The 15,022-nt window shown below is 72.3% G+C and carries 11 protein-coding genes, 4 tRNA genes and 1 other RNA gene; 9 read left to right on the top strand and 7 right to left on the bottom strand.

The features are described 5' to 3' along the window. Positions 1-59: 59 nt before the first annotated feature. Positions 60-147, bottom strand: a tRNA-Ser gene (locus ACIQU4_RS34605). Between the two features lie 143 nt (positions 148-290). On the opposite strand from ACIQU4_RS34605, the gene ffs reads away from it, so the two are divergent. From ffs to ACIQU4_RS34635, 6 genes are all read left to right on the top strand, one after another. Then, positions 291-389, top strand: an RNA gene (gene ffs / locus ACIQU4_RS34610) — signal recognition particle sRNA small type. Positions 390-455: 66 nt separating this feature from the next. Further along, complete coding sequence (locus tag ACIQU4_RS34615) at positions 456-2,693, top strand: DNA polymerase III subunit gamma and tau (RefSeq protein WP_403739356.1); 2,238 nt, start codon at positions 456-458, stop codon at positions 2,691-2,693. Positions 2,694-2,753: 60 nt separating this feature from the next. Continuing rightward, positions 2,754-4,007: a phosphoribosylamine--glycine ligase gene (purD, locus tag ACIQU4_RS34620; protein ID WP_403739358.1), complete on the top strand. Its 1,254-nt coding sequence runs from the start codon at positions 2,754-2,756 to the stop codon at positions 4,005-4,007. A 297-nt stretch (positions 4,008-4,304) separates the two neighbouring features. Next, positions 4,305-5,924 carry a hypothetical protein gene (locus tag ACIQU4_RS34625; RefSeq protein WP_403739361.1) on the top strand — a complete coding sequence of 540 codons (1,620 nt, stop codon included), beginning with the start codon at positions 4,305-4,307 and terminating at the stop codon, positions 5,922-5,924. Between the two features lie 194 nt (positions 5,925-6,118). Then, positions 6,119-7,600, top strand: coding sequence for a N,N-dimethylformamidase beta subunit family domain-containing protein (locus ACIQU4_RS34630; protein ID WP_403739364.1), 1,482 nt, complete (start codon positions 6,119-6,121; stop codon positions 7,598-7,600). A gap of 108 nt (positions 7,601-7,708) precedes the next feature. After that, on the top strand, positions 7,709-8,611 hold the full coding sequence (locus ACIQU4_RS34635) for a phosphoribosylaminoimidazolesuccinocarboxamide synthase (RefSeq protein WP_403739367.1): 903 nt from the start codon (positions 7,709-7,711) through the stop codon (positions 8,609-8,611). A gap of 109 nt (positions 8,612-8,720) precedes the next feature. On the opposite strand, the gene ACIQU4_RS34640 is transcribed toward ACIQU4_RS34635, so the two are convergent. From ACIQU4_RS34640 to ACIQU4_RS34665, 6 genes are all read right to left on the bottom strand, one after another. After that, a tRNA-Gly gene (locus ACIQU4_RS34640) sits at positions 8,721-8,796 on the bottom strand. 24 nt (positions 8,797-8,820) lie between these two features. Continuing rightward, complete coding sequence (locus ACIQU4_RS34645) at positions 8,821-9,432, bottom strand: response regulator transcription factor (protein WP_030160152.1); 612 nt, start codon at positions 9,430-9,432, stop codon at positions 8,821-8,823. After that, positions 9,429-10,655, bottom strand: coding sequence for a sensor histidine kinase (locus tag ACIQU4_RS34650; RefSeq protein WP_403739372.1), 1,227 nt, complete (start codon positions 10,653-10,655; stop codon positions 9,429-9,431). The genes ACIQU4_RS34645 and ACIQU4_RS34650 overlap by 4 nt, the downstream gene beginning before the upstream one ends. Before the next feature lie 107 nt (positions 10,656-10,762). Further along, positions 10,763-10,835: transfer RNA gene (locus tag ACIQU4_RS34655), tRNA-Gly, on the bottom strand. A gap of 80 nt (positions 10,836-10,915) precedes the next feature. Then, positions 10,916-10,987 (bottom strand) — tRNA-Gly (locus tag ACIQU4_RS34660). Positions 10,988-11,108: 121 nt separating this feature from the next. Beyond that, on the bottom strand, positions 11,109-11,426 hold the full coding sequence (locus ACIQU4_RS34665) for an Lsr2 family protein (RefSeq protein ID WP_387287173.1): 318 nt from the start codon (positions 11,424-11,426) through the stop codon (positions 11,109-11,111). A gap of 358 nt (positions 11,427-11,784) precedes the next feature. On the opposite strand from ACIQU4_RS34665, the gene purS reads away from it, so the two are divergent. From purS to purL, 3 genes are read left to right on the top strand one after another with little or no spacing between them, the layout of a single operon-like run. Next, on the top strand, positions 11,785-12,036 hold the full coding sequence (gene purS, locus ACIQU4_RS34670; RefSeq protein WP_008740952.1) for a phosphoribosylformylglycinamidine synthase subunit PurS: 252 nt from the start codon (positions 11,785-11,787) through the stop codon (positions 12,034-12,036). A 2-nt stretch (positions 12,037-12,038) separates the two neighbouring features. Further along, the gene (purQ, locus tag ACIQU4_RS34675) at positions 12,039-12,719 is read left to right on the top strand and encodes a phosphoribosylformylglycinamidine synthase subunit PurQ (RefSeq protein WP_150528585.1); all 681 of its coding nucleotides are present in this window, start codon (positions 12,039-12,041) and stop codon (positions 12,717-12,719) included. After that, positions 12,716-14,965, top strand: coding sequence for a phosphoribosylformylglycinamidine synthase subunit PurL (gene purL, locus ACIQU4_RS34680; protein ID WP_403739379.1), 2,250 nt, complete (start codon positions 12,716-12,718; stop codon positions 14,963-14,965). Before purQ ends, purL begins: the two co-directional genes overlap by 4 nt. Positions 14,966-15,022 lie beyond the last annotated feature (57 nt).

Below are 15,022 nucleotides of genomic sequence, written 5' to 3' on the forward strand. Positions count from 1 at the left end.
CAACGCAGAAGGCCCCGGCCGGTTTCCCGGTCGGGGCCTTCAAGTGCCCGGTGAGGCACTGGCGGAGGATACGAGATTCGAACTCGTGAGGGGTTGCCCCCAACACGCTTTCCAAGCGTGCGCCCTAGGCCACTAGGCGAATCCTCCGCCGCAAACAATACAAGACGTTGAGGGGTGCTCGCGAACGTGATCGCCGGCGGGGGATCCGGGCGGCGACCTGGGCGGGTTGCCGGTCGGGTCCGGGGCGGGAGCGGGGTCGATTCCGGGGGCTTTCATCCGCTAGGGTGGGGCCCAGCCCCTCACGTGGCGCTATCTCACCCAACTCCCCCAGGGCCGGAAGGCAGCAAGGGTAAGTGGGCTCTGGCGGGTGCGTGGGGGGCGCTTTGCGTTCCGGGGCGGCCTGCGCGGCCGTCGGCGGGGCGTCTTTGTCGGTGGACCCGGATAACCTCGTAGACGTGTCGTCCCTTGCGTTGTACCGCCGCTACCGCCCCGAGTCGTTCGCCGAGGTCATCGGGCAGGAGCATGTCACTGTCCCCCTGATGCAGGCCCTGCGGAACAACCGGGTCAATCACGCGTACCTGTTCAGTGGGCCGCGAGGCTGTGGCAAGACCACCAGTGCGCGCATCCTGGCGCGGTGCCTGAACTGTGAGCAGGGTCCCACTCCCGAGCCCTGCGGCGAGTGCCAGTCCTGCAAGGACCTGGCGCGCAACGGGCCGGGGTCGATCGACGTCATCGAGATCGACGCCGCCTCGCACGGTGGCGTGGACGACGCCCGTGACCTGCGGGAGAAGGCCTTCTTCGGGCCCGCCTCCAGCCGCTACAAGATCTACATCATCGACGAGGCCCACATGGTCACCCCGGCGGGCTTCAACGCCCTGCTGAAGGTGGTCGAGGAGCCTCCGGAGCATCTGAAATTTATTTTCGCGACCACTGAGCCGGAGAAGGTCATCGGGACCATCCGGTCCCGGACGCACCACTATCCGTTCCGGCTCGTGCCGCCCGGGACGCTGCGCGAATACCTGGGCGAGGTCTGCGGGCGCGAGGGGGCCAAGGTCGAGGACGGCGTGCTGCCGCTCGTCGTGCGGGCCGGCGCCGGATCCGTGCGTGACTCCATGTCCGTCATGGACCAGCTCCTCGCCGGTGCCGGTGAGGACGGTGTGACGTATGCCATGGCCACCTCCCTGCTCGGGTACACCGACGGATCGCTGCTCGACTCCGTCGTCGACGCCTTCGCCGCCGGAGACGGGGCGGCCGCCTTCGAGGTCGTCGAGCGGGTGGTCGAGGGCGGCAACGACCCGCGCCGGTTCGTCGCCGACCTGCTGGAGCGGCTGCGGGACCTGGTGATCCTGGCCGCCGTGCCCGACGCCGGGGAGAAGGGGCTCATCGACGCCCCTGCCGATGTCGTCGAGCGGATGCAGGCCCAGGCGTCGGTGTTCGGGGCCGCCGAGCTGAGCCGCGCCGCCGACCTGGTCAACACCGGGCTCACCGAGATGCGCGGAGCGACTTCGCCGCGGCTCCAGCTGGAGCTGATCTGCGCCCGGGTGCTGCTGCCCGCCGCCTTCGACGACGAGCGGTCCTTCCAGGCCCGGCTCGACCGGCTGGAGCGGAGCGGGTTCACCCCCGGCGCCGGTGCCGCGGGCATGGCCGCCGCTCCGGCCGGCGGACCCGCCATGGGCTACGTGCCCGGGCCCGAGGCCCACGGCATGGCCCCGGCCGGCCCCGGTGGGGCCGCCGCCGGCGTCGTACGGGCTACCGCGCCGGATCCGGCAGCCGCGCCGGCTCCTGCTGCCGCCGTTCAGGCTCCGGCTCCTGCTCCGGCTCCGGTCCAGGCCCCGGCTCCCGCCCCCGCGCAGGCTCCCGCCGCCGCGCCCGGGGCGTGGCCCGGGGCCGCGCAGCCCGGCGGCGGAGCCGCCCCCGGTGCCTGGCCCGGAGCCGCTGCCGCCGCTTCGGCTGCTCCCGCTGCGGCCGCCCCCGCCCCCGCCCCTGCCGCCGCACCCGCCGCCGGTGCCTGGCCGAGTGCCGCCGCGCCCGGTTCGGGCCAGCCCGCTGCGGCCACCCCCGCCCCGGCTCCGGCCGCCCCGGCCCCTGCGGCCGCCGCCGTTCCCGCCGCCGCCCCCTCGCCCGGCATGGCCGCCGGCGCCGGCCAGGTCCAGGCGATGTGGCCCGGCATCCTGGAGGCCGTCAAGAACCGCCGCCGCTTCACCTGGATCCTGCTCAGCCAGAACGCCCAGGTCACCGGCTTCGACGGGACGACGCTCCAGCTGGGCTTCCCCAACCCCGGAGCCCGCGACAACTTCGCGAGCAGCGGCAGCGAGGACGTGCTCAAGGCGGTCCTCGCCGAGCAGTTCCAGGTCAACTGGAAGATCGACGCCGTGGTGGGCGGAGGCGGCGGCCAGCCCGCAGCCGCCTCGGCCCCGTCCTCGTACTCCGCCCCGGCCGCCCCCGCCTACAACCCGCCGCCCGCCGCCCCGGCCCCCGCCCAGCAGCAGCCGTACCAGCCGCCGCAGCCCCCGGCCCAGCAGGGCGGCTCCGCGCAGCAGCCCCCCGTACGGCAGGCACCGCCGCCGGTCGCGCCCGAGGACGACGTACCGGAGGAGGACGATCCGGACCTGGTCGACAGCGCCCTGACCGGACACGACCTCATCGTGCGCGAGCTCGGAGCCACCGTCATAGAGGAATACACGAACGAGTAGGGCCGTCTCATTGGGTGGCCGCACGAAAGGCATCGCGCCACGCGGGCTAGGCTGCAGGGCGTGAAGGTCCTCGTCATCGGCGGCGGCGCCCGCGAACATGCCCTGTGCCGCTCTCTGTCCCTCGACCCCGACGTCAACGCGCTGTACTGCGCTCCCGGCAACGCCGGCATCGCCGAGGTGGCGGAGCTGCGCCCGGTCGACGCCCTCGACGGCGCGGCCGTGGCCCGCCTCGCCACAGAACTCGAAGCCGACCTGGTCGTCGTCGGCCCGGAGGCGCCTCTGGTCGCAGGCGTCTCCGACGCCGTCCGCGCCGCCGGCATCCCCGTCTTCGGCCCATCCGGGGAAGCGGCGCGGCTGGAGGGCTCCAAGGCGTTCGCCAAGGACGTGATGGCCGCGGCCGACGTCCCGACCGCCCGCAGCTACGTGTGCACCACCCCGGAAGAGGTGGACACGGCCCTCGACGCCTTCGGCGCCCCGTACGTCGTCAAGGACGACGGCCTCGCCGCCGGCAAGGGTGTCGTGGTCACCGAGGACCGGGCCGCCGCCCGCGCGCACGCGCTCGGCTGCGACCGCGTCGTCATCGAGGAGTACCTCGACGGCCCCGAGGTCTCCCTCTTCGCCATCACCGACGGCGTCACCGTGCTGCCCCTCCAGCCCGCGCAGGACTTCAAGCGCGCGCTCGACGGCGACGAGGGCCCCAACACCGGCGGCATGGGCGCGTACTCGCCCCTGCCCTGGGCCGACCCGAAGCTGGTCGACGAGGTCATGGAGACCGTCCTCCAGCCGACCGTGGACGAGCTGCGCCACCGCGGCACCCCGTTCTCCGGGCTCCTGTACGCCGGCCTCGCGATCACCTCGCGCGGCGTCCGCGTCATCGAGTTCAACGCCCGCTTCGGCGACCCCGAGACCCAGGTGGTCCTGGCCCGGCTGCGCACCCCGCTCGCGGGCGTGCTGCTGCACGCCGCCAACGGCACCCTGGACACCGAGCCGCCGCTGCGCTGGAGCGCGGACGCGGCCGTCACGGTCGTCATCGCCTCCCACAACTACCCGGAGACCCCGCGCACCGGGGACCCGATCGAGGGCCTGGCCGAGGTGGCCGCCCAGGACGGTCCCGACGCGTACGTCCTGCACGCCGGGACCCGGCGCGAGGGCGAGGCGGTCGTCAGCGCGGGCGGCCGCGTGCTGTCGGTGACGGCGACCGGTTCCGATCTGGCACAGGCCCGCGAGAAGGCGTATAAGGCCGTCGCGCGGATCCGGCTGGACGGCTCCCAGCACCGTACGGACATCGCCGCCAAGGCGGCCGAAGGCCGCTGAGCAGGCCGAGCGGCGGGACTTCCGCCCCGCGGGCCCGGTGCGCACCCAGGTGCGCCCGGGCCCGCGCGCGTGTCCGGGCGCGACTGCATCCGGCCTCGTTCGAACGCAGCCACCTTTGCCCAAAGCCATTCCATCGGGTGATGGTCACCCGGTCCGGCTGACTGCCGCTCGCTCCCCAACTAGGGTGCGGCGCAAGCATTCCGGCACTTGGCCCACCGGCATTGCGATGTCAGTGGCGGGTGTCACAGTGGGGGAGTGAGCAAAACCGCCGCAGGGCAGAGGGGGTGAGGTCCGGCCGTGTCCGGAACCGGTTCGATCGTGGAAGGGGGCGCGCCGTCCGCGCGTTCCAGAGCCCTGGCCGTGCTGCGCGTGCGCAGCCGGGCACTGGCCCTCGGGGTGCTGCCCGCCGCCCTCGCGGTGGTGCTGCTGAGCGCCCGGATGACGGGCCGGCTGGCCGGTGACCCCTGGCCCGCGGTGACGCTCGTCGTGTGCGTGGTCGCCGTACTGGTGCTGCTCGTCGGCGGGGTGTTCGCCGCGGTGGTGCTGCGGGCGAGCCCGGCCGTGACGCCGACGGTGCCGCTGCCGGAGTCCGCCGCGCCCGACCTGTACCGAATGGTGCGGGATCTGGCCGACCGGATGGACGTGCCGGCGCCCTCGGCGATAGCCCTGACGCCGGACTGCGACAGCTGGCTGGAGGACCGTACGCATGCGGCGCACCGGCGCAGCGGCATATCGGGCGGGCGCGAGGCGGAGCCGGGCGCGGCTCCCGTGCTGGTGATCGGCTCGCCGTTCCTGTGGTGGATGCGGGTCGCCGAACTGCGGGCGGTCCTGGCGCCGGTCGTCGCCGGTACGGGTCCTTCCGCGCATCCGGACATAGCCGACGCCCGGGGCTTCGTGCGCGGCCTCGACGCCGCGGTGGACGTGGGCAGCCGGCCCGGCCTCGGCTGGATCGGCCGGCCGGCCCGGCTGCTGCTGAGGCTGTGCCAGGCGGATGCCGCCGAGATGGAGCGCGGGGTCGCGGCCGCCGCCTCGGACCGCGCACAGGGTGTGGACTACGGGCTGCGCATCGTCGCCCAGGAGCAGGTCGGCCTCGCCTACGCGGGCTGGGACCGGCTGCTGACCCGGGTCGCGCTGCCCGCGTGGCGGATGGGCCGCTGGCCGGCACGCCTCGACGCCGGGGTGGTCTCCGCGCTGACCGAGCTGTCCCGGCGGGACCGGCTGGCCGAGAACTTCACCTCGCGGCTCGGCGAGCGGCCCGCCTGCGATCTGCTGGAGCGGCCCGGGGTGATCGACGAGGCGGCTTCGCTGCTCGCCGCCCGGCTGTTCCACGGCGGTCCGGCCGAGACCGGTCCGGACTGGTCGCCGGTGGACTGGGCGGCGTATCCGGAGGAGGTCGTGGACCGCAAATGGCGTGCGGAGGCGGCCCGGCTCCATGTGGCGCTGGACGCGCTCGCCGTTCCGGCCGGCCCGGGGCCGACGCTGGACCGGGTGCTGCGCCACCTCACGGACGCCGCCGGGGAGTGCGCGGCCGCGGAAGCGCTGGCCGGCCGGCTCAGCGGTGACCTGGCCCGGGAGGAACGCTCCGCAGGGGCCGGCGCAGGTTCTGACGCCGGGGGCGCCGCGGTGGCGCGCGGGGCGGACGCCGTGCCGCTGTTCCCGCTCCAGCCGCCCCGCAGCGGGCGGGACCTGCTCGCCGACCACGTGACGGCGATGGTGTGCGCCGCGGCCGTCGACTCGGCCGACGCCGCGCCGGGGCTGGACTGGCTGGACGGCCCGGTCCTCCTGGTGGGCGGCGAGCGGCGCGCGGACCTGGCCCCCCGGGTGCTGAGCCTGGTGGAGGACGGGGACCCGGAGCCCCTGCGTGACTGGCTCGCGGAGCTCGGCGTCCGCCCGGAGAAGCCGGTCCGCCTGCTCTGACCGGACCGGCGCGGCGTCAGCCGCGCCCACGGCCGTCCCGGCGGACCCTGCGCTTCGTGCCTCCGGATGTGGCGAACGGTGACGGAATGAGTGCGTTATGTGATGTGCTGGGACCGGTAGCGGTTCGATGTCCTGAAACCGTGCCGTGTCAGCGTGTTCAGAGACCGTTCGGGGGAGCGAGGGAGGGGAGCGGTATGGGTGGTACGGACCAGATCCGGCGTTGGGAATCAGGTGCGCTCGCGCACGCGGTGTCCGATCCCTTCGGCCAGGGCCCGCTGCCGTGGTTCCGGGGCAGCGAACTGTACTTCGACGACACCGGGCAGGTCGTGCCCTGGTACGTGGACCCGGCGCTCGCCCCCGGCCAGATCCCCCGCGCCCGCGGCAACGGCGGCCCGCGCACTGCCGACGACGTGCACCGCCAGATCAAGGGCTTCGCCTCCACCGGGGCCGTCGCACCCGGCGAGGCCATCGACTTCCACATCACCGTGGACCCGCCCCAGCAGTTCTCCGTCGACGTCTACCGCATCGGCCACTACGGCGGCGACGGCGCCTCCAAGATCACCACCAGTCCCCGGCTCTCGGGCATCGTCCAGCCGGCCCCCCTCACCGCCGACCGCACCGTCTCCTGCCACCACTGGTGGCTCTCCTGGCGGCTGCAGGTCCCCTCCTACTGGAGCGTCGGCGCGTACGTCGCCGTCCTCACCACCGCCGACGGGTACCGGTCGCACATCCCCTTCACCGTCCGCGACGACCACCCCGCCGACCTGCTCCTGCTGCTGCCCGACATCACCTGGCAGGCCTACAACCTCTACCCCGAGGACGGGCACACCGGCGCGAGCCTCTACCACGCCTGGGACGAAGCGGGCCGGCTGCTCGGCGAGCAGGACGCGGCCATCACCGTCTCCTTCGACCGGCCCTACGCCGGCGCCGGCCTGCCCCTGCACGTGGGCCACGCCTACGACTTCATCCGCTGGGCCGAGCGCTACGGCTACGACCTCGCCTACGCCGACACCCGCGATCTGCACGCCGGCCGCGTCGACCCCACCCGCTACCGCGGCCTGGTCTTCCCCGGCCACGACGAGTACTGGTCGGCCCCCATGCGCCGCACCGTCGAGCGCGCCCGCGACCACGGCACCTCGCTCGTCTTCCTCTCCGCCAACACCATGTACTGGCAGGTCGAGCTGGGCCCCTCCCCCTCAGGGGTCGACGACCGGCTCCTCACCTGCCGAAAACGCCGCGGCCCCGGCCGCCCCAGCCTCTGGCGCGAGGTCGACCGCCCGGAGCAGCAGCTGCTCGGCATCCAGTACGCGGGGCGGGTCCCCGAGCCCGCGCCCCTGATCGTGCGCAATGCCACGCACTGGCTCTGGGACTCCACCGGCGCCGTCGAGAACGACGAACTCCCCGGCCTGGTCGCCGGCGAGGCCGACCGGTACTTCCCGCGCACCCAGCTGCCCGAGCACCAGGACCGGATCCTGCTCGCGCACTCCCCGTACCGTGACAGCGAGGGCGCGAAGCGCCACCAGGAGACCTCCCTGTACCGGGCCCCGAGCGGCGCCCTGGTCTTCGCGTCGGGCACCTTCGCCTGGTCCCCGGCCCTCGACCGCCCCGGCCACATCGACGAACGGGTCCAGCGGGCCACCGCCAACCTCCTCGACCGGATCTGCAAACGGGACTGAGCCGGGCCGGCGCCCCGCCGGGCACCCCGCCGCGCACCCCCGGAACCGGGCACCGGCCCCCGTGCGGGAGAATGGGGCTGCGCTCGTACAGAACCACAGGGAGACCCCGTGTCCGGATTCGTCGAAAAGCCCGAGCCGGTTCAGGTGCCCGGCCTCGTCCACCTCCACACCGGCAAGGTGCGCGACCTCTACCGCGACGGCGACGGCAACCTCGTCATGGTCGCCAGCGACCGCATCTCCGCGTACGACTGGGTGCTCCCCACCGAGATCCCGGAGAAGGGCCGCGTCCTGACCCAGCTCTCCCTCTGGTGGTTCGACCAGCTGAGGGACCTCGTCCCGAACCACGTGATCGGCACGGACCTGCCCGAGGGCGCCCCCGCCGACTGGGCCGGCCGCACGCTGATCTGCAAGAGCCTCGACATGGTCCCGGTCGAGTGCGTGGCCCGCGGCTACCTCACCGGTTCCGGCCTCGCCGAGTACGAGAAGACCCGTACGGTCTGCGGACTCGCCCTCCCCGAGGGGCTCGTGGACGGCTCCGAGCTGCCCGCCCCGATCTTCACGCCGGCCGCCAAGGCCGAGGTCGGCGAGCACGACGAGAACGTCTCGTACGAGGAGGTCGCGCGCACCACCGGCGCCGAGACGGCGGCGCTGCTGCGCCAGACCACCCTGGCCGTGTACGGCCGGGCCCGGGACATCGCCCGCGAGCGCGGGATCATCCTGGCCGACACCAAGTTCGAGTTCGGCTTCGACAAGGAGGGCACCCTCGTCGCCGGCGACGAGGTGCTGACCCCGGACTCCTCGCGCTTCTGGCCGGCCGACCAGTGGGAGCCGGGCCGCGCGCAGCCCTCCTTCGACAAGCAGTTCGTCCGCAACTGGCTCACCTCCCCCGCCTCCGGCTGGGACCGCACGGGCGAACTCCCGCCGCCGGCCCTCCCGCAGGAGGTCGCCGAGCAGACCAGCGCCAAGTACATCGAGGCGTACGAGCGGCTCACCGGCCTCTCCTGGGCCTGAGGCCTGAGGCCTGAGGCCTGAGGCCCGAGCTCTCAGCTCTGATGTCCGGGGCCCGAAAGGGCCCCGGACACGAAGAAGCCCCCGGTCACAGGACCGGGGGCTTCTTCGATGGAGCGGACAACGCGACTCGAACGCGCGACATCCACCTTGGCAAGGTGGTGCTCTACCAACTGAGCTATGTCCGCAGGTGCGCCGTAACGCGAGAACTACTATACCCAACCCCGCTCGCGTGCGAGACGCACTGCCGTGTGCCGGTTCTCGGCGCCCAGCTTCGTCGCCGCCGACGACAGGTAGTTCCGTACGGTCCCGGGCGAGAGCGAGGCCCGCTCCGCGATCTCCGCGATCGGCGCCCCGTCCCCCGCGAGTTCCAGCACCTCGGCCTCGCGCGCGGTCAGCGGGGAGTCCCCCGCGCTGATCGCGTCGGCCGCCAACTCCGGGTCCACATAACGGCCTCCGGCGTGCACGGTGCGGATCAGCTCGGCCAGCCGCTGCGCCGACACTGTCTTCGGCGCGAAGGCCCGCACCCCCGCCGCGAGAGCCCTCTTCAGGTGCCCGGGACGGCCGTGGCTCGTCACGATCATGGTCTTGCAGTGGGGGAGTTCGGCCCGCAGCGATGTGGCCACACTCACACCGTCCGCGCCCGGCATCTGCAGGTCCAGCACCGCCACGTCCGGCCGGTGGGCGCGCGCCATCGCGAGGGCCTCCGGCCCCGAGGCCGCCTCCGCGACGACCAGCAGATCGTCCTCCAGGGCCAGCAGCGCGGCGAGGGCGCCGCGGATCAGGTGCTCGTCGTCGGCCAGCAGTACGCGTACGGGGCTCATGCCCGCGCCTCCAGTCCTCGCAGTCGTCCGTCCGGTATCCGGGCCAGCAGCCGGAACCGGCCGCCGTCGACCGGGCCGGCCTCCAAGGTTCCGTCCAGTGCCGCGAGCCGCTCCCGCAGGCCCGCGAGCCCGGAGCCCGGCGGTCCGGCCGGCACCTCGGGGGCCCCGTCGTTCTCCACCAGCAGCGTCAGCGCGCCCCCGGCGGGTGCCGTGAGCCGGATCACGCAGCTGCGGGCGTCCCCGTGCCGCAGGACGTTGGTGGTCGCCTCCCGGACCACCCAGCCCAGTGCCGACTGCACTTCGGGGCGCAGCGCACCGCCCGCCTCCACCTCGACGCGGCAGTCCATTCCGGCCGCGCCGAGCACCCCGCGGGCGCCCTCCAGTTCCACGGTGAGATCCGCCTCGCGGTAGCCGCGTACGACCTCGCGCACCTCGCGCTGGGACTCGGCCGCGATCCGCTGGACCTCGATCATCTGGTCCACGGCCTCCGGGCGTTCGAGCCGGGCCAGCCGGACGGCCAGCTCGCTCTTGAGCGCGATCACCGCGAGATTGCGGCCCATCACATCGTGCAGGTCGCGTCCGAAGCGCAGCCGCTCCTGGGCGACGGCGAGCTGCGCCTGGAGCTCCCGGGCCCGGTCGAGCTCGTACACCGTCTTCAGCAGCCATGAGGAGAAGCCGCAGGCCAGGACGAGCAGGCCACAGGTGAGGAGGACGCCGATCCCGTAGCCGGCCGCCTCCCCGGCGGGGTGTCCCACCGCCAGGGCCACGGCCGCCGCCGCGGCGCCCGCGGCCGGGGCCACGCAGAGCATGTGCCGGACCCGAGTCAGGGCCAGCGTCAGCGAACCCGAGGCGAACGCGACCGTGTTGACCACGAGGGAGGGGGCGACGCCCGCGTGGGAGAGCGCGCCGACCGAGCGCAGGACCAGTACGGCGACCGCCAGCGCGGCGGTCAGCGCGGCGAGGGCCACCGCCAGGCGTACGGGCCGCTCGCGTCGGCCGATTACCCAGTCCAGCGCCCTGGAAGCCACGACTCCACTCAGCGCGATCTGTGCGCACAGGGGCAGGAGCAGGGCGCCGGCGGCGGCGCCGGGGCCCTCGGGGGCGAGGCCGAGGAGCACCGCGAAGGATTCGAGGAGCATGAAGAAGTGCAATGACCAGCGGGTGTAGAGCTCGACCTTGGCCGCACTGCTGCGGTTCCTCCACCACCCCGTCAGCTTCGACACGGTCCCAGCCCCCCGATGACGTTGGTCGACACCAGCCGACGTCCACACGTCCACGGTAAACGCATACGACAAAGGCCCTGATCATCGATCAGGGCCTTTGTTCGCTGAGCGGACGACGCGACTCGAACGCGCGACATCCACCTTGGCAAGGTGGTGCTCTACCAACTGAGCTACGTCCGCATGCTGCTCCGGCATGAATACCGTGGCGATGCGTGCATCACTCTACCCGATCCACCGGAGTGGTCTGTAAAGCGTTGCAGAGCGGGTGACAGGGATCGCACACTGCGCCTTCCCCCTGGAAGGAGGATGTTCTGCTACTGAACTACACCCGCACGACCTTCGGGGCTTTGACCTGCGGTCTGGCCCCTCGGCGTGATCCACACACTAGCGGACCGGAGGGGGTGGATGGCAAATCGGCCCCCGGCGGGCCCCGTTAGCGGGCCCCGGCAGGCCTCAGTGGGCCTCGTTGTACGCCGCGTACACCCGCTTCGGGATGCGGCCGCGCGGCGGCACGTCGAGGCTGTTGGACCGGGCCCAGGCGCGGACGACCGCCGGGTCGGGGGCCAGCGAGGTGTGCTTGTACGCCTTCCCGGAACGGGCCTGCCGGCGGCCTGCGGCCACGAAGGGCGCGAGACTCTTCCGCAGTTTCTTTGCGTTCGCCAGATTGAGGTCGATCTCGTACGACTTACCGTCCAGGCCGAACGTGACCGTTTCCGCCGCTTCTCCGCCGTCGATGTCGTCGGAGATCGTGACTACTACGCGCTGCGCCACGGATATCGGTCCCTTCGTGCGACGCCGCTCACCCGTTGGACGTGCGGTGATGTCGCCTGTGTGGATGTTTCGGAGCAATGCATCATTCCGTCCCGGGTCGTACGGCGAAAAAAGCCGCTGCTCCGGTGGAATCCTTTGTACCTTGATTCTCATTGCATTGCGAAGCCCAGTTAATTATCTCCGCGTGTCCCGCCGCAATGCCGAGCGCGTGGTTTTCCGGTGGATTTTGCGAAGCGTTGGTGAAGTCGAAACGGGTGGGTGATCGCGCACCCGAACGCGGCCCGGAGATATCTACCCGCGTAGAAATTTCGGCCGGGTACGCTGAGGGAACCGCCTTCGCACCAACCACCCATCGGGAGTGCCAGTGGCACGCGTCGTAGTCGACGTCATGCTCAAGCCGGAGATCCTCGACCCTCAGGGCCAGGCGGTGCAGCGTGCACTGCCGCGCCTGGGATTCGAGGGCATCGCCGACGTCCGCCAGGGGAAGCGCTTCGAACTGGAAGTGGAGGGACCGGTCGACCAGGCCGCCCTCGACCGCATCCACAAGATGGCCGAAACGTTCCTCGCCAACACCGTCATCGAAGACTTCACCGTGAAGGTCGAGGCCTGACGGTGACCACTCGCATCGGAGTCGTCACGTTCCCCGGAACGCTCGACGACCGTGACTCGCTGCGCGCCGTCCGCCTCGCGGGGGCCGAGCCCGTCTCGCTGTGGCACCGCGACAAGGACCTGCACCAGGTCGACGCGGTCGTCCTCGCGGGCGGCTTCTCCTACGGGGACTACCTGCGCGCCGGAGCCATCTCCCGGTTCTCGCCGGTGATGGAGACCATCATCGAGCAGGCCAAGGCCGGCATGCCGGTCCTCGGCATCTGCAACGGCTTCCAGATCCTCACCGAGGCCCACCTGCTGCCGGGGGCGATGCTCCGGAACAACCACCTGCACTTCATCTGCCGCGACCAGAAGCTGCGGGTGGAGAACGCGGAGACCGCGTGGACCGGCGACTACACCGCCGGCCAGGAGATCTCCGTACCGCTCAAGAACGTGGACGGCCGGTACGTGGCCGACGAGCGCGTCCTCGACGAGCTCGAGGCCGAAGGCCGCGTGGCCTTCCGGTACGTGGACGTGAACCCGAACGGGTCGCTCCGCGACATCGCCGGCATCACCAACGCCGCGGGCAACGTGGTCGGCCTCATGCCGCACCCCGAGCACGCGGTCGAGCCGCTGATCGGGACGGGCCGCACCGACGGCCTCCCGTTCTTCACCTCGGTCCTGAAGAAGCTGGTCTCCGCATGAGCCTCGACACCGTCAAGAACGCCACCGAGACGCCGGACGCCTCCCAGCCCTGGAAGGAACTCGGCCTCAAGGAGGACGAGTACGCCCGCATCCGGGAGATCCTCGGCCGCCGGCCCACCGGCGCCGAGCTCGCCATGTACTCGGTCATGTGGTCCGAGCACTGCTCGTACAAGAGCAGCAAGGTCCACCTGAAGCAGTTCGGCGAGAAGGTCCCGCAGAACGACGCGATGCTCGTCGGCATCGGCGAGAACGCGGGCGTCGTCGACGTCGGCCAGGGGTACGCGGTCACCTTCAAGGTCGAGTCGCACAACCACCCGAGCTACATCGAGCCCTACCAGGGCGCGGCCACCGGCGTGGGCGGCATCGTCCGCGACATCCTCGCCATGGGCGCCCGCCCGGTCGCGGTCGTCGACCCGCTGCGCTTCGGCGCGGCCGACCACCCCGACACCAAGCGCGTCCTGCCGGGCGTGGTCGCGGGCATCGGCGGCTACGGCAACTGCCTGGGCCTGCCGAACATCGGCGGCGAGGTCGTCTTCGACGCCTGCTACCAGGGCAACCCGCTCGTCAACGCCGGCTGCATCGGCGTGATGAAGCACGAGGACATCCACCTCGCCAAGGCCTCCGGCCCCGGCAACAAGGTCATCCTCTACGGCGCCCGCACCGGCGGCGACGGCATCGGCGGCGTGTCCGTACTGGCCTCGGAGACCTTCGACGACTCCAAGCCCACCAAGCGCCCCGCCGTCCAGGTCGGCGACCCCTTCCAGGAAAAGCTCCTCATCGAGTGCACCCTGGAGATCTTCAAGGAGAAGCTGGTCGCGGGCATCCAGGACCTCGGCGGCGCCGGGCTCTCCTGCGCCACGTCCGAGCTGGCCTCCGCCGGTTCCGGCGGCATGCGCGTCGAGCTCGACACCGTCCCGCTGCGCGACGCGACGCTCTCGCCCGAGGAAATCCTCATGAGCGAGTCGCAGGAGCGCATGTGCGCGATCGTCGAGCCGCAGTACGTGGACCGCTTCATGGAGATCTGCGAGAAGTGGGACGTCATCGCCACCGTCATCGGTGAGGTGACCGACGGCGAGCGCCTGGAGATCTTCTGGCACGGCGAGCAGATCGTGGACGTGCCCCCGGGCACCGTCGCCCACGAGGGCCCGGTCTACCACCGCCCGTACGCGCGCCCCGAGTGGCAGGACGCCCTCCAGGCCGACGACGCGGGCAAGCTTCCCCGGCCGCAGACCTCCGAGGAGCTCCGCGCGCAGGTCCTGGCGCTGGTGTCGTCCCCGAACCAGGCCTCGAAGTCCTGGGTCACGGACCAGTACGACCGCTTCGTCCAGGGCAACACGGTGCTCTCGCAGCCCGAGGACGCCGGCATGGTCCGCATCGACGAGGAGACCAACCTCGGCGTCGCCATGGCCACCGACGGCAACGGCCGCTTCGCGAAGCTCGACCCTTACACGGGTGCGCAGCTCGCGCTGGCGGAGGCGTACCGCAACGTCGCCGCGACCGGCGCCAAGCCGCTGGCCATCTCCGACTGCCTCAACTTCGGCTCGCCCGAGGACCCGGGCGTCATGTGGCAGTTCGCCGAGGCCACCCGCGGTCTCGCGGACGGCTGCCTGGAGCTGGGCACCCCGGTGACCGGCGGCAACGTCTCGCTGTACAACCAGACCGGTGACATCGCGATCCACCCGACCCCGGTCGTGGCGGTCCTCGGTGTGATCGACGACGTCAACCGCCGTACGCCGATGGCGTTCGCGGAGGCCGGCCAGCTGCTGTACCTGCTCGGCGACACGGCCGAGGAGTTCGGCGGCTCGGCTTGGTCCCAGGTCGTCCACGACCACCTCGGCGGCATGCCGCCCAAGGTGGACCTGGGCCGCGAGAAGCTGCTCGGCGAGATCCTGATCTCGGCGTCCCGCGACGGCATGGTCGACGCGGCGCACGACCTGTCCGACGGCGGCGTGATCCAGGCGCTCACGGAGTCCTGCCTGCGCGGCGGCAACGGTGCGCGGATCGTGGTGCCCGAGGGCCTGGACGCGTTCACCTTCCTGTTCTCCGAGTCGGCGGGCCGGGCCATCGTGGCCGTCCCGCGCAGCGAGGAGCTCCGCTTCACCGACATGTGCGGTGCGCGGGGGCTGCCCGCCACCCGCATCGGCGTGGTGGACGGCGAGGAGATCGAGATCCAGGGCGAGTTCGCGATTCCGCTCGCGGAGCTGCGTACCGCTCACGAGGCGACGATCCCGGCGCTGCTCGCCTGATCCCGCCCGCGCTCGTACCCGAGCCCCCGTCCGGAGCCTTCCGGGCGGGGGCTCGGG

Origin of the sequence: Streptomyces sp. NPDC090741 (assembly GCF_044769045.1) — a bacterium.
Classification (GTDB): domain Bacteria; phylum Actinomycetota; class Actinomycetes; order Streptomycetales; family Streptomycetaceae; genus Streptomyces.